18 protein-coding genes and 3 pseudogenes are annotated in these 16,179 nt (G+C 46.4%); 12 read left to right on the top strand and 9 right to left on the bottom strand.

The features are described from left to right. Positions 1–52 precede the first annotated feature (52 nt). The 5 genes and pseudogenes from QUA62_RS29420 to QUA62_RS17715 form a co-directional block, all read left to right on the top strand. A pseudogene (locus tag QUA62_RS29420) lies at positions 53–163 on the top strand (hypothetical protein); the annotation flags it as partial. 17 nt (positions 164–180) lie between these two features. After that, positions 181–381, top strand: a pseudogene (locus tag QUA62_RS17730) (bifunctional 5,10-methylene-tetrahydrofolate dehydrogenase/5,10-methylene-tetrahydrofolate cyclohydrolase); the annotation flags it as partial. Between the two features lie 76 nt (positions 382–457). After that, positions 458–1,258, top strand: coding sequence for a calcium-binding protein (locus QUA62_RS17725; RefSeq protein WP_333405705.1), 801 nt, complete (start codon positions 458–460; stop codon positions 1,256–1,258). A 148-nt stretch (positions 1,259–1,406) separates the two neighbouring features. After that, positions 1,407–1,595: pseudogene (locus QUA62_RS17720) on the top strand (bifunctional 5,10-methylene-tetrahydrofolate dehydrogenase/5,10-methylene-tetrahydrofolate cyclohydrolase); the annotation flags it as partial. Beyond that, positions 1,576–2,433, top strand: coding sequence for a calcium-binding protein (locus tag QUA62_RS17715; RefSeq protein ID WP_333405704.1), 858 nt, complete (start codon positions 1,576–1,578; stop codon positions 2,431–2,433). The pseudogene QUA62_RS17720 and the gene QUA62_RS17715, both read left to right, overlap by 20 nt. A 256-nt stretch (positions 2,434–2,689) precedes the next feature. On the opposite strand, the gene QUA62_RS17710 is transcribed toward QUA62_RS17715, so the two are convergent. After that, positions 2,690–3,463, bottom strand: a complete 774-nt coding sequence (locus tag QUA62_RS17710) for a methyltransferase domain-containing protein (RefSeq protein WP_333405703.1) — start codon at positions 3,461–3,463, stop codon at positions 2,690–2,692. A gap of 59 nt (positions 3,464–3,522) precedes the next feature. Beyond that, on the bottom strand, positions 3,523–4,011 hold the full coding sequence (locus QUA62_RS17705) for a GNAT family N-acetyltransferase (protein ID WP_333405702.1): 489 nt from the start codon (positions 4,009–4,011) through the stop codon (positions 3,523–3,525). Between the two features lie 111 nt (positions 4,012–4,122). On the opposite strand from QUA62_RS17705, the gene QUA62_RS17700 reads away from it, so the two are divergent. From QUA62_RS17700 to QUA62_RS17690, 3 genes are all read left to right on the top strand, one after another. Continuing rightward, on the top strand, positions 4,123–5,010 hold the full coding sequence (locus QUA62_RS17700) for a LysR family transcriptional regulator (RefSeq protein WP_333405701.1): 888 nt from the start codon (positions 4,123–4,125) through the stop codon (positions 5,008–5,010). A gap of 190 nt (positions 5,011–5,200) precedes the next feature. Continuing rightward, the gene (gene crtE, locus QUA62_RS17695; protein WP_190658217.1) at positions 5,201–6,127 is read left to right on the top strand and encodes a geranylgeranyl diphosphate synthase CrtE; all 927 of its coding nucleotides are present in this window, start codon (positions 5,201–5,203) and stop codon (positions 6,125–6,127) included. 14 nt (positions 6,128–6,141) lie between these two features. Next, positions 6,142–6,600, top strand: a complete 459-nt coding sequence (locus tag QUA62_RS17690; RefSeq protein WP_190658220.1) for a divergent PAP2 family protein — start codon at positions 6,142–6,144, stop codon at positions 6,598–6,600. A 53-nt stretch (positions 6,601–6,653) separates the two neighbouring features. Here QUA62_RS17690 and QUA62_RS17685 read toward each other — a convergent pair whose 3' ends face one another. The 4 genes from QUA62_RS17685 to QUA62_RS17670 all read right to left on the bottom strand — a co-directional run bounded on the left by QUA62_RS17685 (position 6,654) and on the right by QUA62_RS17670 (position 9,103). Next, the gene (locus QUA62_RS17685) at positions 6,654–7,157 is read right to left on the bottom strand and encodes a YbjN domain-containing protein (RefSeq protein WP_333405700.1); all 504 of its coding nucleotides are present in this window, start codon (positions 7,155–7,157) and stop codon (positions 6,654–6,656) included. Between the two features lie 176 nt (positions 7,158–7,333). Then, entirely contained in the window at positions 7,334–8,236 is a 903-nt protein-coding gene (locus QUA62_RS17680) for a ferritin-like domain-containing protein (protein ID WP_333405699.1), read from the bottom strand. A 310-nt stretch (positions 8,237–8,546) separates the two neighbouring features. Next, positions 8,547–8,780, bottom strand: a complete 234-nt coding sequence (locus QUA62_RS17675; RefSeq protein ID WP_333136746.1) for a hypothetical protein — start codon at positions 8,778–8,780, stop codon at positions 8,547–8,549. Next, on the bottom strand, positions 8,777–9,103 hold the full coding sequence (locus QUA62_RS17670; protein ID WP_333289348.1) for a hypothetical protein: 327 nt from the start codon (positions 9,101–9,103) through the stop codon (positions 8,777–8,779). Before QUA62_RS17670 ends, QUA62_RS17675 begins: the two co-directional genes overlap by 4 nt. Positions 9,104–9,179: 76 nt before the next feature. Here QUA62_RS17670 and QUA62_RS17665 point away from each other — a divergent pair, with 76 nt between their 5' ends. Then, positions 9,180–9,620: a hypothetical protein gene (locus QUA62_RS17665; protein ID WP_333405698.1), complete on the top strand. Its 441-nt coding sequence runs from the start codon at positions 9,180–9,182 to the stop codon at positions 9,618–9,620. A 109-nt stretch (positions 9,621–9,729) separates the two neighbouring features. On the opposite strand, the gene glnA is transcribed toward QUA62_RS17665, so the two are convergent. After that, positions 9,730–11,151, bottom strand: coding sequence for a type I glutamate--ammonia ligase (glnA, locus tag QUA62_RS17660; RefSeq protein ID WP_190658238.1), 1,422 nt, complete (start codon positions 11,149–11,151; stop codon positions 9,730–9,732). Between the two features lie 340 nt (positions 11,152–11,491). On the opposite strand from glnA, the gene apcB reads away from it, so the two are divergent. Continuing rightward, the gene (gene apcB / locus QUA62_RS17655) at positions 11,492–12,001 is read left to right on the top strand and encodes an allophycocyanin subunit beta (RefSeq protein ID WP_006634129.1); all 510 of its coding nucleotides are present in this window, start codon (positions 11,492–11,494) and stop codon (positions 11,999–12,001) included. 253 nt (positions 12,002–12,254) lie between these two features. On the opposite strand, the gene QUA62_RS17650 is transcribed toward apcB, so the two are convergent. Further along, a complete protein-coding gene (locus tag QUA62_RS17650; protein WP_333289353.1) occupies positions 12,255–12,494 on the bottom strand; it encodes a hypothetical protein in 240 nt (79 codons plus the stop codon). 222 nt (positions 12,495–12,716) lie between these two features. Between QUA62_RS17650 and QUA62_RS17645 the strand changes: the two genes are divergently transcribed. Next, positions 12,717–13,559, top strand: coding sequence for a TlyA family RNA methyltransferase (locus QUA62_RS17645; protein ID WP_333405697.1), 843 nt, complete (start codon positions 12,717–12,719; stop codon positions 13,557–13,559). A gap of 134 nt (positions 13,560–13,693) precedes the next feature. Then, complete coding sequence (locus QUA62_RS17640) at positions 13,694–14,383, top strand: hypothetical protein (protein ID WP_333405696.1); 690 nt, start codon at positions 13,694–13,696, stop codon at positions 14,381–14,383. Between the two features lie 205 nt (positions 14,384–14,588). Here QUA62_RS17640 and QUA62_RS17635 read toward each other — a convergent pair whose 3' ends face one another. Beyond that, the gene (locus tag QUA62_RS17635; protein WP_333405695.1) at positions 14,589–16,082 is read right to left on the bottom strand and encodes a DUF697 domain-containing protein; all 1,494 of its coding nucleotides are present in this window, start codon (positions 16,080–16,082) and stop codon (positions 14,589–14,591) included. Positions 16,083–16,179: the final 97 nt, after the last annotated feature.

Here is a 16,179-nt window from a genome sequence, read left to right as displayed (position 1 = left end):
GGTCTTACGCAGAAATGCTAGTAGTAAGGTGCGAATTTCGCACCTTACTACTATGGATTGTTTAAAAACTGACTATTATATTGATGTCGGTATCAACCGTGTCGTCAATCCAGACGGTACGAGTCGTTTGGCCCCAGATGTGGATTTTAATGCTGTTAAAACAGTAGCCGAATTTATCACGTCGATGCCGGGAGGAATCGGGCAGAGGACTGTTGCTATAATCCAGACGGTACGAGCCGTTTGGCCCCAGATGTGGACTTTGATGCTGTTAAAACAGTAGCCGAATTTATCACGCCGGTGCCGGGAGGAATCGGGCCGATGACTGTTGCTATGCTTTGGGAAAATACCGTTTCGAGTTATATTGAATACGGTTCTAATTGAATTATGACCCACTTGTGAGCCAGTAGGGGCTCAATTAGTAGGGTTAGTAATCTACCAACACAGAGAGATTTTAGCTATGGCTTTAAAACCGGATGCGTCAGGGGCATTGCGCTTAATTGGCGACAACACCTCGGAATTCATTCAACTTTCTCCTGGAGATCTAACCAACTTCCCTTTAGGAGCTTGGGCGCTCGATGGCGACGATACAGTAAATGGCTCAGAGGCTAGCGAGTTAATCCTGGGAAATGAAGGGGAAGATATTCTCACAGGTTTTGCAGGCAACGATTCTTTATTGGGGGGAAAAGGAAGAGATGCCTTGTTTGGACAGGAGGGGAATAACTCCCTCAGTGGTGGTCTAGATGCTGATTTTATTCTTGGAGAGGCTGGCGATGATATTTTATTTGGGGGGAGAGGCAATGATTTGTTATCCGGCACAGATGGGAATAACACTCTGGTTGGCGGCTTGGGCAGAGACTTCTTAGAGTGTGGGTTTGGCAATAATTTATGCGTTCTGGGAATAGATTCTGCCACTACAGATATCAATTCTAGTGATATAATCGAAAGTTTTGATTCTGATTTGGATCGCATTGGATTAGCGAGTGACTTAACGGTCAATGATATAGTGTTGGAGCCGGTACAGAATGTGGCATTAACATATACTTTCGATCTGCCGCAAGCTTTACAACCATTACTCCCTCCAGATCCGGCCGACGCATTTAGCGGATCTGCTTCAGGAACTCAACTCAGAGGCGGAATTACCGGAGTTTATTCAGGAACTCTAATCAGAGTCAGGAATTCTAACGCGATTTTAGGTTTTGTACAGGATGTAACGCCTAATGAACTAGAAAGCAGGATTGTTTCCGTTCAGGGTTTCTAATTTCAGGAAAATCACTGGTTGCCTGACAAACTTATCATATTGTTAGCCACAAATTAACTCCTGATGTTTACAGGAGTTACGCAGAAATGCTAGTAGTAGGGTGCGAATTTCGCACCTTACTACTATCGGTTGTGTAAAAATTGACTATATTGATGTCGGTATTAACCGCGTCGTCAATCCAGACGGTACGAGTCGTTTGGCCCCAGATGTGGATTTTAATGCTGTTAAAACAGTAGCCGAATTTATCACGCCGGTGCCGGGAGGAATCGGGCCGATGACTGTTGCTATGCTTTGGGAAAATACCGTTTCGAGTTATATTGAATACGGTTCTAATTGAAGTGATGCCAACTTGTGATCCCGTATTGGCTCAATTAGTAGGGTTAGTAATCTACCAACACAGAGAGATTTTAGCTATGGCTTTAAAACCGGATGCGTCAGGGACATTGCGCTTAATTGGCGACAACACTTCGGAATTGATTCAACTTTCTCTTGGAGAGCTAACAAACTTCTCTTTAGGAGCTTGGGCGCTCGATGGCGATGATACAGTATATGGCTCAGGGGCTAGCGAGTTAATCCTGGGAAATGAAGGGGAAGATTTTCTCATAGGTTTTGCAGGCAACGATTCTGTATTTGGGGGGAAAGGAAGAGATGGCCTGTATGGATCTGATGGAAATGACTGCCTCAGTGGTGGTCTAGATGCTGATTTTATTCTTGGAGAGGCTGGCGATGATATTTTATTTGGGGGTAGAGGCAACGATTTTTTAAACGACCAAGATGGCAATAACACTCTGGTTGGCGGCTTGGGCAGAGACTTATTAATTTTTGGGTTTGGCAATAATTTATGCGTTCTGGGAATAGATCCTGCCACTACAGATATCAATTCTAGTGATCTGATCGCAGGTTTTGATCCTGATTTTGATCGCATTGGATTAGCGAGTGGCTTAACGGTCAATGATATAGTGTTGGAGCCGGTACAGGATGTGACACTAACATATAGGTTCGACTTCCCACAAGCTTTACTACAAGTCCTCCCTCCAGATCTGACCAGCGAATTGAGCGGCCCTGCTCCAGGAACTCTAATCAGAGTTAGAAATTCTAACGCGATTTTAGGTTTGGTAGGCGATGTAACGCCTAATGAACTACAAAGCAGGATTGTTTCCGTTCAGGGTTTCTAAATTCAGGACAATTAGTGGTGAACTGACAAACTTATCATATTGTTAGCCACAAATTAACTCCTGATATTTACAGGAATTACGCAGAAACGCTAGTAGTAGGGTGCGAAATAAGCACCTTACTACTATGGGTCGTGTAAAAATTGGCTATGCAGCGTAAGTCCTGTAAAATTCTTTACTCTTTGAGTCCGCTGGGAGTGGACGAAAGTTGGTGTAGTAGCGATTTCAAGCTGCGATCGAAACCACTAATCACTATGATTTACCGTGAGGAATTTTTGATAGCAACAGCGCGAATTCGGCGATAATCTGCAATCCAATTACCATCGCGGTACAGCGCCGATCGCAAACGCTCTTCAACGGAGTTAATTACGTGCGATCGCACATCATCAGACAACCCCGACAAAAACCCGCCAGCAAACATCTCAATCCAATTTACCATACCCGCGCTGCCACCTTCTAGGGGAGTCGGGCGATCGAACAAAACCGCATAACCCACATCAAATCCCTGCTTTTCCAAACGCCCAGCATACTCGCCAATACTCGGAAAATACCAAGGATTAAGCGCTTCAGGCTCCTCGCAGCCAATTTCTGACAAAACACTCAAAAGTGCGCGGACGATCGCCCCCACGTTCCCTTTACCGCCAAACTCAGCCACAAAACGCCCTCCCGGCTTCAGCGCTTTTTCCACACAATTAATCACAGCATCCGGCTGTTTAATCCAGTGCAAAACCGCATTAGAAAACACTGCATCTAACGGCTCTTCTACTTGAAAAGTCCTCGCATCTGCGACAGCGAAGTTAATGTGAGGGTAGTTTACTGTTGCCGTAGAAATCATCGACAAAGATGAATCAATACCTTGCACAAAAGCACCACTTTGAGCAATCTTTTCAGTTAACTGTCCCGTACCGCAGCCCAAGTCCAGAATTTGTTCACCAGCCTTCGGAGCGAGTAACTCCAAAAGCGATTCACCGTACTGCCAAACAAAAGCATGATTTCCCTCATAAAGCACTGAATTCCAAAAATCTTGTGACATCTCTTCTCTTCTCTCCTCTTCTCTTCGTGTCCTTCGCGCCTTCGCGGTTCGTTATTAAATCATTTGCCAGCAAGCAGATTAATTCCATCCCCATCAATACGGCAAACCCTAATATTTTCCAAAATCCGCGCTCCCTGCTTTTGGTAAAAAGCAATTCCCGGCGCATTGGCAGTATTAACAGTCCATTCCATACGCCCGCAATTTGTGGACTCAGCAATTTTTGCCAAATACTTTAACAGCGCTGTACCGACTCCCATTCCGCGCATAGGAGCTTGCACAAATAAATCATCAAGCCAAAGACACGGCTGCGTCAATAAACTTGAATAGGAGGAATAAAACAGAGCAAATCCTACCGCTTTTCCGGCAACCTCAGCCAACAAAACCCGGACTAGCGGAGGCTGGCAAAATAACGTTTGCTGCAATTTATCGGCTGTTGCTGCTAACAGGTTTTTACATCCGTCGAACTCGCTTTTTTGGGAAATAAAAGCCACAATTAATTCCAAATCTGCCAGCTCTGCTTCTCTAATTATGAGATCCAAATTAGCCATTGTTTACTTCTCTATTTCGCCTATTAATCACTGTATTAAATGCCATCATAAATGTCCAATATATGTTTAACTAACAACTTATACTTTTTAAATATAAATGATTGAGGAGCTATGGAACTTCGGCATTTGCGTTATTTCATTGCAGTTGCAGAGGAACTGAATTTCACTCGCGCAGCCGAAAAACTGCATATTGCCCAACCTCCGCTGAGCCAACAAATCCAGCATTTAGAGGCAGAGTTGGGGTTTCAACTGTTTCAGCGCACCAAGCGGACGGTGCATTTAACGGCAGCGGGACAGGTTTTTTTCGAGGAGGCCGGGAAAATTCTGCAGCAAGTCGATCGAGCAATTCAACTCGGCCGACAAACCAGTCGGGGCCAACTCGGCCAACTGACGATCGGCTTTGTGAGTTCTGCAGCACACAACGTAGTTCCAGCGATTTTGCAGGCCTTTCGCACTCGGTGTCCCGCCGTCAAGCTCGAACTGCACGAACTGACGACAAACGAACAGTTGCAGCGGCTGCGGTTCGGGCAAATTGATATCGGCTTCGTGCGTCCTCCGGTTGAGGAAGATGGGATAAATTCTGAAATCGTTTTTCGAGAACCGCTGATCGTGGCACTGCCAGAAACGCATCCGGCGGCCGATCGCGCGAAGGTAGAATTACGCGAACTCTCTACCGAACCGTTGATCCTATTTCCGCGTTCCCAGGCTCCGGGATTGTACGATGCGATCGTCAGTCTTTGTCAACAAGCAGGTTTTAGCCCGATCGCAGCTCAAGAAGCAATTCAAATGCAAACCATTGTGAGTCTGGTAGCCGCCGAGATGGGAGTGGCGATCGTCCCGGCGTCGATGCAAAATTTCCAGCGCTGCGGGGTTGTTTACAAAGCGTTACCCGAATCAACCTGCATTGTGGCGATCGCTCTTATTTGGCGCAGCGATCCAACGGCGGCGGTGCAGCGGTTTTTGGAAGTTGCCAGACAAATCAGCGGATTTGATATTTGAGATTGTAAATTTTAGATTGACTGGTAATTTGACAAAGTTATCAAAACTCAAAGATTTTCTGTGCAACAACACCCGTAGAATGATTAATTGATGCTCGGAGTTCGAGCAACTACCGCCGTAAAAGTCGGCACGATGCGACCCCAACGGCTCACAATATCCCACATAACTATTCAGTACAAGAGAGCAAGGGATGGTATTGGCAACAGAAATGGGTTCGTCCCAACCGGAATCCTCTTTCGATTTATCTACTTATCTAGTCAAGCGAAAAGAGGCGATCGAGGTAGCTCTCGACAGTGCACTCCCGGTCATCTACCCAGAAAAAATTTACGAAGCAATGCGCTACTCGCTGCTAGCGGGGGGCAAGCGCCTGCGTCCGATCCTGTGTCTGGCTAGCTGCGAACTGGCCGGCGGCACTACATCTATGGCAATTCCGACAGCTTGCGCTTTGGAAATGATCCACACGATGTCGCTGATTCACGACGATTTGCCGGCAATGGACAATGACGACTACCGACGCGGCAAACTGACGAACCACAAAGTCTACGGCGAGGATATCGCCATTTTGGCTGGCGATGGTTTGCTGACCTATGCTTTTGAATTTATCGCTACTAAAACTGAGAACGTACCCCCCCAGCAGGTGTTGCAGACGATCGCCCATTTAGCGCGGGCATCGGGTGCTGCTGGACTCGTAGGCGGTCAGGTGGTTGATTTGGAATCGGAAGGAAAGACAGATGTTTCTCTGGAAACTTTGAATTACATTCACGCTCACAAAACAGGGGCGCTGTTAGAGGCTTGTGTAGTTTGTGGGGCAATTCTGGCTGGGGCCTCGGCTGCGGATTTGCAGCGGCTGTCTCGTTTCGCTCAAAATATTGGGCTGGCTTTCCAGATAATTGACGACATTCTGGATATTACTGCTACCCAAGAAGAACTGGGCAAAACTGCTGGCAAAGATGTTCAAGCAGGAAAAGTCACTTATCCGAGTTTGTGGGGAATTGAGGAGTCTCGGCGCCAAGCTTCGCAGCTTGTTGCTGATGCTAAGGATCAATTGGCAGTGTTTGGGAGCAAAGCTCTACCGCTGCTGGCTATCGCCGATTTTATTACCAGCCGCAGTAACTAGAAATACCAAACACTATGCAGGAAATTTGCAGCGGCATATTCAACAATCATGTACTCGTGGTTGCTTTGCTCGCTTGTCTGGCGGCTCAGATCATGAAGTTGCCGATCGAGTTGGTCAAAAATCGCAAGTTTAATCTTCAGTATTTGGTAACAACGGGGGGAATGCCCAGCGCTCACTCGTCTTTTGTGGGCGCTTTGGCTGCCGGAGTGGGACAAACGATGGGATGGGAAAGTCCGGACTTTGCGATCGCTGCGATCTTTGCAATTATTGTGATGTACGACGCAGCAGGCGTCCGCCAAGCAGCAGGCAAGCAAGCTCGCATCCTCAACCAAATTATTGACGAGTTTTTTGAGGAAGATCACAACCTTAATGAGGCTCGCCTGAAAGAGTTGCTGGGACACACTCCTTTTCAAGTGCTTGTAGGTTTGGGGCTGGGAATCACTATTGCTTGGATCGCAGGGCCTGCATATTAGTTAACTGTTAACTGTTGACTGTTAACTGTTGACTGTTAACTGTTAACTAATGACTACTGACCGAATTCTGCTTGCAGCAGGTCATCGTTGTCATCGGCGACCGTGGCGACAATAGTAATAACCCGAGAAATTTCCCCGGTCGAGATTTCGGCCATCGTCCGAGTCGATACTACGGCAACTTGATTATCAACAATGGCAAAATGAGCTTCTAAAGTAGACAGCCAATTCATTTCTAGAATTTTCCGCATTAATTGAGCTTCATTGTTCGCTGGCAACTGCAGTACAAAAGCCCAAACAGTCAAAGTATCATCTTCGGTTTCGCCCGTAAGTTGCACGAACACTTCGACACTGCCGTACTTGAACTTCCAAAGATGTCCGCCAGCTTCACTTTGACCGACCATCACTTTTTGGTCTACAGCCATGCTGGCGATGACAGTTTCAATTTCTTCTGCATAGGTGACGGCTGTGGCTTTTTCGACCTGCTCGGAGGCGATCGCGCTTTCACTTAAAAGGCTTTCTGTGGAAACTGTTTGTATGTTCGGCTCGCTGGTAGTCATGATTATATTTAGATGGAAAACTATTCCAATAATCAGTTTACTTGCTAAAGCTTAAAATTATGACTTTAAATAACTGGTTCCGAGGCATAGCCTGGGAACCAGTAGATCTCGCTTGTTTGCGGAGGCAGGCGCAAGTTTGACTTGCAGAGCGGTTTCAACCAGGTTCGCGATCGTGTTTAAGCCTTGGGCTTAGTCGCCGGCTTCTTCTCAATGGTATTCAAGCCGTTGAGGAACATGGGCACCAATTTCTCCATAAAGGCCTGCGGGTCGCGGTTCCAGGCGCGCTGAGCTACATCGACTCTGGTCATTTGCAGATCCGGGGCCAACAGGGTTCTGGGCAAGCGTTCCATCAGGTATTGCGGGCGTTCCCACATCGGCATGGTGTTGGCAATGTCCACGAGGCGGGTGACGCGGCGGAGTTCTGCCCCCAGCATGATATCCATTCCCGATTCAAATGCTGCTTGTTCGATCGCCACATACTTGCGCTTTGCCTGTTCCACCTTCTGGCGGTGTTCCGGGCTTTTGTCGGCGATTTGGGCCAGCCAGCGGTTGCCCCAGCGGACGTGACCAGCTTCTTCGGGAAAAATCTTTTCGATTGTTTCGCGGATTTTGATGTTTTCGTCGGTTTGGGGAGCCTGTTTGAGGGCGTGGATGTGGGCTGAGAAGTATTCGCAGCCCCGCTTCTCGGTGACGTTAATCGCGGCTAGGGAAGAAATTACGAAGTCTTCGCGCTCTTTGGTGGGGTCTTGTTGTTCGCTGTCATACAACCTTTCAAATTCGTCAATGTAGGAGACTCCTGGCGGCGTTCCCACATTGTGGCCCAAGTCTACCAGCAAATCTGTCAGCCACATGGCGTGTCGCGCTTCGTCGGAAATGTGCCGCGAGAGGTCGCGCACCAGTTCTGCCGGGTTCCCGTCTAGCTGTTCGATTACGTCTGTGAGGTCTTTGCAACTGCGCTGTTCGCTGTAGCGGTAGCGGTTGAGGGTGATCAGGTGAATTTCGCGATCGCGGACTACTTGAGCTAAAATCTCGCGCGCTCCCATTGCGTTGCGAAGCTTGCGGGGGTAGGCAACAGTCATGCTTTTATGTTGTTTTGTAAAGATACCTATATAAGTGTAACGCAGTTTTTTCGACAACCAATTACCTCGCAAGGCAGAAAGTTATTGTTTAGCACGGAGATTCAATTTTATACAGACAATTTTTTTACTAGCTCAACAAATGACAATAGTTTTGAGTTGGGAGCCATACCATTTTAGATTTTAGATTTTAGATTTTAGATTAAAAATGACTGATGACTATCAGGGTTTGGAGCTTTTCTACAGTTACGTTATTTTTTTAAACTGCTATCACGCAAGCGTTGCGAGGATCGCAGAAAGCAATCTCACGCACTCAAAACTCTTCAGGTTCCGTCGAGTCTTTTGCCTCAACAATAGCAGACTCTTGTTGAAATTTTCGCGCCTCTTCTACTTCCAACCTAGCCAGAGTTGTCGCCACATCGGCTAACTGTAAAGCCAGATTCATGCGACAAACCGGGTTTTTTTCCCTCCAGAGGTCTTTTGCCAAGAAATGTACTCGATAGCGAAACATTTTAATTGAATTTGGCGGAGTAACTTTCACGGTCATAGTCTTTCTTCTGTTGAAGTTTGAATGCGGAGCAGCACCCGTTCTAGCTCCAAGTAAACAAATGTCAGCATGATTACTTTATCTTCATCGGTGATTGTAACACTACAGGTTGCCGATCGAGGTTCAACGCCTTCGTGCCTGACAACTACAGTATATTTTCCCTGCTTCAGGTTATCAAAATTCACATCTGCCTCAAACAGGTCAACTGTCTCCTCGGCCAGCACTCGTCCCTCCCGAGTCAGTAAAGTGACAAAGGCAATGCCGTCAACTGAAGTCATGGCGACGTTGCTCTGATTGCGGATCATCACAAAAATATCGGACATCGTTTGGTCATTGTTAATTGCTAATTGCTAATTTAAAATGAGTGCAGCACCTTACAAACAAAGGAGCATAAATACAGTGAATCATTTCAAGCTTTTGCTAATTTTGACGGCTTTTGCAGCGGTTCTCAGTTTAGAAAAAAGTGGGGCGCTAGCTGCTGTCTCGAATATCTCTGAGACAGAGCCTTGTTTACAGCTTCACGGCGTGCGGGTTGCTCAAAGGGAAGATCGCAATTTAAGTAACTCGAAAGGTACATTAAAAGAAGGCAGTGCCCTCTCTATCGATCCTGATGAAGTTACAGGCATACCAAAAGCTGAGGCGCGACAGCGTTTCATTTTGAATAAGATATATCGGGTTCAGGAAGGCACTACCGCTGACGATTTGTTTATTGTTGATGAGAAAGCAAATAAATGGGCTGTAGAGGATGTCTCTGAGGCTACAGAGGGCGCTACTACTAACAGCGTTGCCCAGATAGTGTCGGGTAACGGGAGAGTCTGGGCTCTGATCCAGAAGTTCTAAACTCCAAAAAAACGCCGCTTTTAAGGGCGGCGTTCTTATTAATTAAAAATTACCGGTTAAAAATGGTATAATCACCATTTTTAACTTTTAATTTTTAATTATTTATTTTCTAACAGTCGTAGTAGAGAGCAAACTCGTAGGGGTGAGGACGCAGGCGCATCGGGTTGACTTCGTTGTCGAGTTTGTAGGAAATCCAGGTTTGGATGAAGTCTTCGGTAAATACGCCGGTTTCAGTTAAGAAACTGTGGTCTTTTTCTAAAGCTTCTAAAGCGCCTTCCAAAGAACCGGGAGTCGAAGGAATTTTGCTCAATTCTTCAGGGGAAAGGTCGTAGATATCCACGTCCAAAGGTTCGCCCGGATCGATTTGATTCTTGATGCCGTCTATGCCGGCGCACAGCATGGCTGCAAATGCTAAATAGGGGTTGGATGTGGCATCGGGACAGCGGAATTCTAACCGCTTGGCTTTGGGGTTTGTTCCCGACAACGGAATCCGTACTGATGCCGATCGATTCCCTTGAGAGTAAGCTAAGTTTACAGGCGCTTCAAAGCCCGGAACTAAACGCTTGTAGGAATTGGTCGTGGGGTTGGTGATTGCCAAAAGTGCCGGGGCGTGCTTGAGAATGCCGCCGATGTAATGCAGTCCCATTTGGCTGAAACCTGCATATTGATCGCCTGCAAATAGAGGTTGGCCGTCTTTCCAAATCGACTGGTGAACGTGCATCCCGGAACCGTTGTCGTTAAACAGCGGTTTGGGCATGAAGGTGATGGTTTTGCCGTATTTTTTGCCGACGTTTTTGATGACGTATTTGTAAGTCAGCAAGTAGTCGGCGGCTTGTACTAAAGTGGCAAAGCGGAAACCGAGTTCGCATTGACCGCCGGTGGCGACTTCGTGGTGGTGTTTTTCGATGGGTACGCCGCATTTTGCCATTGTCAGCAGCATTTCCGTTCTCATATCTTGAGAGGTATCGGTTGGTGCTACTGGGAAATAACCTTCTTTGTAACGCGGTTTGTAGCCGAGGTTGCCGCCTACTTCTTCTTTGCCGGAATTCCAACGACCTTCGATCGAATCTACGTAATAGTAGCCGGAATTTTGGGTTTGGTCGAAGCGAACGTCGTCAAAAATAAAGAATTCTGCTTCCGGGCCAAAGAATGCTGTATCGCCGAGACCGGTCGAAAGCAAGTAGTCTATGGCTTTTTGGGCAATGGTGCGCGGACAGCGACTGTACGGTTCGCCGGTTCGAGGTTCTTTGATGCTGCAAATGAAGCTGATAGTCGGTTCTGCCATGAACGGGTCCATCCAAGCGGTGGTCGGATCGATGACCATCGTCATGTCTGATTCGTTGATGGCTTTCCAGCCCCGAATGCTGGAACCGTCGAAGGGTACGCCGTCTGTGAATGAGCTTTCGTCGATTTGGTCGTGGTACAGGGAAAGGTGCTGCCAGATCCCCGGCATATCGATGAATTTGAGGTCAACGATCTGGATCTTATTTTCTTGTATGTAGTTTAAGGCTTCTTGGGGTGTCTGGAACATGACTTACTCCTGATATTGGTTGTGTCTTGGCGATCGGCCGATTTCAGACTGTTTGGGCGATCGTAGGCCTTCAGTACCCACTATTTTGTATCTATGGCTACAAAATTTTGAAATTGGTGCCCAGTGCGGCCGGGCCGTTCGTGATTCTTGCCCTGTAGATTATTTTTCGGCTGAAGATACAAGGCAAACGGCTGAATTTTGCTGCCGTTTGCCGAGGATAGACTACGCTCCCTGAAAATCCCATCTCAAATCTTAATCAAACGCCGATTTGTAGTAGTCTACAATAGGCGGTCTGTCTCAGATAGCAAAGTATTGATAAAGATTTTTGGGAGAGAAACTTATGCGCGATGCAGTGACGAGCCTGATTGAAAATTATGATGTTGCTGGTAGGTATTTAGACCGAGATGGTATCGATCGGTTGAAATCTTATTTTGCAACGGGCACGGCACGGGTACAGGCGGCGGCTGCGATTAACAGCAATGCTGCTGCAATTGTCAAGCAAGCTGGTATCCAGCTATTTGCTGAACAGCCGGAACTGATCCGTCCCGGGGGAAATGCCTACACGACTCGTCGCTACGCGGCTTGTCTGCGGGATATGGACTACTACTTGCGCTATGCTACTTACGCCCTGGTGGCTGGAAGTACCGACGTGCTGGACGAGCGCGTGCTGCAAGGTTTGCGGGAAACTTACAATTCTCTAAGCGTTCCCATTGGCCCGACGGTGATGGGGATTGGCATTATGAAGGAGATGGTTAAGGCTCAAGTGCAAGCTGCTGGCTTGTCTGTGGGGCCTTTTTTGGAGCAGCCTTTTGATTACTTGATGCGCGAATTGAGCGAACAAGATATTTAAGTCAATTTGCTAATTCTTTTAACAGCAAATTGCACTTGTGGCTTGCAGTTAGCAGCAGTTAGATCGATCGCTTTTTTTGGCCTCACAGCCTCCAAGCGATCTTTTTTTATGGGTTATACAATTTTAGATTAAAGATTTCCGATTAAAAATTCTCGATTAAAAATAATAGATTAAAAATTTGAATAATTGGGAATGACTGATGAATTAAGGGTTGGGAGCTTCCCTACAATTGCATTCTTGTTTAAAACTGGTGCTAAAAATCGTCAACACATCCCCAGACGAGGCATTTGTCCAGGGGATTTTTGGTTTGACCCAGATCCACTTGTTCGGCGGTTGTTGCTTCTACTTCGCCGTTGGGGTAAAGAATGTGGATGATGTCACCGCTGACGAATGCTAGGGGATTTTCTTGACAATTGCCAGGATTTCTGATAGGAAAGTTAATTGTTTTCATGGTCGATCGCCTTGATGGTATTTGTAGCGCTTTTAGCTGCATATAAATCATCCGCTAGTAACAAAAATTATGGTGTGATTCTATGAATGTTTATCTGTGATCCAACTACACACTCACAGCGATCTCAGTCACATCATGTGAGCTGGGGGCGATCGCCCCGCGACAATCGCAAAACCAAAATAATCGCCAAAAATTAGCAGTGGGGCTTGTGCGTAAGTGCTAATCTGGTACTGTTCTTAACCCTATCCGTACAGATTAAAAACCTTGGCTAAACAGCGACTAGACACATTATTGGTCAGCCTAGATTTGTGCAGTTCCAGACAGCAAGCTCAGGCCTTGATTCGGACTGGGAAAGTCTCCATCAACCAACAGGTAGTTGACAAACCGGGCACTGAGGTCGATATTTCAGCAAAAATTCAGATCAAAGAGCGATCGCGCTATGTTTCTAGAGGCGGCGACAAATTAGCTAAAGCTTTAGAAGTTTTTGCGATTCCCGTTGCAGGCAGAATTTGTCTCGACGGCGGCATCTCCACAGGCGGTTTTACCGACTGTTTGCTGCAAGCCGGCGCCGCCCTAGTGTACGGCGTAGACGTTGGCTACGGTCAAGCAGATTGGGGCTTGCGTAACGATCCGAGGGTAATTTTGAAAGAACGCACCAATTTGCGTTACATGACTGCTGCTGAGCTTTACGGCGACTCTGAGCGAGCAGATTTGGCGGTAGTAGATGTGTCGTTTATTTCCCTGGATAAGATTTTACCGGCGCTGTGGGAATTGTTGGCACCACCGCGAGAAGCGGTGTTGCTGGTAAAGCCGCAGTTTGAGGTAGGGCGCGAGAGAGTCGGGAAGAAAGGCGTAGTGCGAGACTCAGCAACTCAAGCCGATGCGATTTTTCAAGTGTGGAAGGCAGCCACAGCTTTAGGATGGCAGCAACGCGGCTTAACGTGGTCGCCTTTACTTGGCCCGGCCGGTAATATCGAGTATCTTTTATGGTTGGGGATCGATCGCGAACAAGAAACAGAGCCGAAGGCGATCGAAGAGGATGTTGTGAAGGAACGGATCGCACAAGTCACCAAAGCGGCGGCGCGGGAACTTGTCGATCGATTGTAGATTGTAGATTTTAGATTGATTTCAAGATGTCAAGCTAATCTATTTTAAAAATCAAATTTGGAACTCCAGATTGCTCTAAAATTTTAAAATTTTTGTCAATCAGACTCCTAAACTTTCACTTAGTGAATAATTCCATGCAATCATTCAAACAAGCCGGTTCGATTTTCCTGTACGTTCTAGGTGCCATCGGGTATGTGGCGATTGTAGCTACTATTGTAGGCGTTTCAATTCTCATCAAGTGGGCCGCTCTGCTACTAGCCGACAAATTATTATATACAATTCTGATTATCGGCGATTTGTTGAGGGGGATCGAAATTATTGAACTGTTAAATATATTGGTATTTGCTTTTATCGGTATGGGAGTGGGTGTGGCGACAAGGCTTTTACACCCTCAATACGGTCGCAAAATTAGTGCTGCTGTGTTGATAGTTATAGTTCCCTTAGTTTTCATGATTACGCCAGCCATTCGATATAATTCTTGGCTGGAAAAAGTGGAAGAATCGGATAAATTATCGCCTCCGCAAACTGCAACCTTAACTAACTCATTTTTGAATAGAAAAGTAGGAGTGCCTGGTTTTATAGGTTATTACGTATATACTGGTCAGTTTCCGGTTATTCCGACGAAACAATCGGAGATGAAAGACCTCGACAGCTTTGAAAAAAAAGTTAATTCCCGATTTGTACAGTTCACAGGTATTGCTCCGACTATTGTTTCTTGGTCAATGCGGGTTTGTTTTTGGCTGATTAGAATATTTTACTTTTCTATAGCGGTAATTGCGACGATCGCCCATTTTAGGGAAGGTGTTAGAATTGCCAGACGGTAATACGATTTTCGATTTTCGATGTTCGATTTTCGATTAAAGAATTGGGAATCACTGATAAATATCGTGGTTTGGAGCTTACCTACAGTTGCATTGTTCTTGAAAATTGTATAAGAATAAAAGCAGTAGGGTGTGTCAGATCCTAGCTTTTTGATTATTCACAAATAACCATTTGCTGACGTACCCTACTCAACTACTAGGGAAATTTTTAATTGCCAATTTTAAACTCTTGCTGCAAGCGATCGATAATTGTATTACGCTCGATGGTGGCGAGAATTTCTTGAATTACCGTATCTTGTCCCAGCGGACCCCAGGTGCAGCCTTTTTCTAAGTAAACTTGGGCGGCACGACCGACAGCGTAGGTTCCGTAAGCTGCTAAACTAGCTTGAGTGACAGCGACTCCGGCAAAAGTAGAAAAGCCGATGTGGGGGGCTGCAGCCGCCGCACTTTTGCCAAATCCCAATAGAAAACTGCTACCCAATTCTCCCAAAAGTACGCCGCCAGCACTGGAGAAAATAGTCTGCCAAAGTTTCCCGGCTTCGTAACCAGTCATGGGTAAGCCGTAAAGTCTGGATAAAGAGCGAATTAAGGCTAAATCTGCGACACTTGCTCCCATTACATCCAAGAATGCCACTGGATTTAAACCGACAGCTAAAGCTTTATATTTGGCAAATTGCCAGATTAAATCTTCGGCTTCTGTTTGTCGCAATTTGAGAACGTGACGGGCAATGTTTGCTTCGGCATCTCTAGCTTCCACTAAAGCATTTAGAGCGAGGAGCGATCGACCTTCTCTGTTAAGAATTGTGAGAATTTTATGTTTGAGTTCGTCTATCTGCGCGGGCGGCGACTCCCATTCGTTAGTTACTCTTCCGTCGGACCATTCCACTCGGACTTGCACCGGCGCGGGTTCGGCGGCTACCATGACTATTTCTAATGATTTGGCAATTTTAGGCGGTGATTTTGCGGTAGATTTATCGGAGGAGTTGTTGTTTGGGCGATCGGACAAATTTTCGCTATCTGTTTGCTCTGTTACCGCAGCGGCTGCTAACTCTTCTGAATTTCCCAGCGCTTGCAAACTTTGGTAAATAGCTTTTCTGTCTAATTCTGGATAAAGGTCAATTTTATTAAAAACTAAAATTACTGGTTTTTGAGCTGTTTGCAATTCGCACAGTGCTTGATATTCAGTTCGGGTGATATCCCCTGCAACGACAAACAGAATTAAGTCAGCTTGGCGAGTTACTTGTTTCGCCATTTCGCCGCGCACTTCGCCGCCAACTTCATCAAGTCCGGGAGTATCGATTAATTCTACTTGCACCCCTCCTTTTCCACCCTTGCCAAGGGGGGGTTGGGGGGATTCGTCGCTGTCAAGGAAGGATAAAGGCAGACTCCAGCGCACGGAACGCGGCCACTGAGTCACGCCGTTGAGAGGGCCTGTTTGCAGAATTTTTTGACCTAAAAGCGCGTTTAATACGGCTGACTTGCCACGGCTGACTAAGCCGAAAGTAGCAATGCGGATGACGTTGTGGTCTAGTTTTTCTGAGGTGGAAGTTAAGATATCTAACTGATATTGCAGCGCTGCTTCTAATTCTGTATTATTCGAGTTTTTTTTCCCTTGGCGCAGGTGGGAATAGCGCGCCAGGGCTTCGCGCAAACTGGCGCGGGCAAGGGATAAGCGATTTTCTTGAAGGGAATTGTCAGCCATTGGCGATCGGCTTTTTTAAGCAGGTATAATTGATCGTCGAATTATAAATCCTATTTCTTATTTTAATACAATTTTTCATAAATTTATAATTTTTTAT

The organism is Microcoleus sp. MON1_C1 (genome assembly GCF_036701945.1).
Lineage (GTDB): Bacteria > Cyanobacteriota > Cyanobacteriia > Cyanobacteriales > Microcoleaceae > Microcoleus.
The sequence above is the reverse complement of the archived record's forward strand: the minus strand, read 5'-3'. Positions and strand labels throughout refer to the sequence as shown.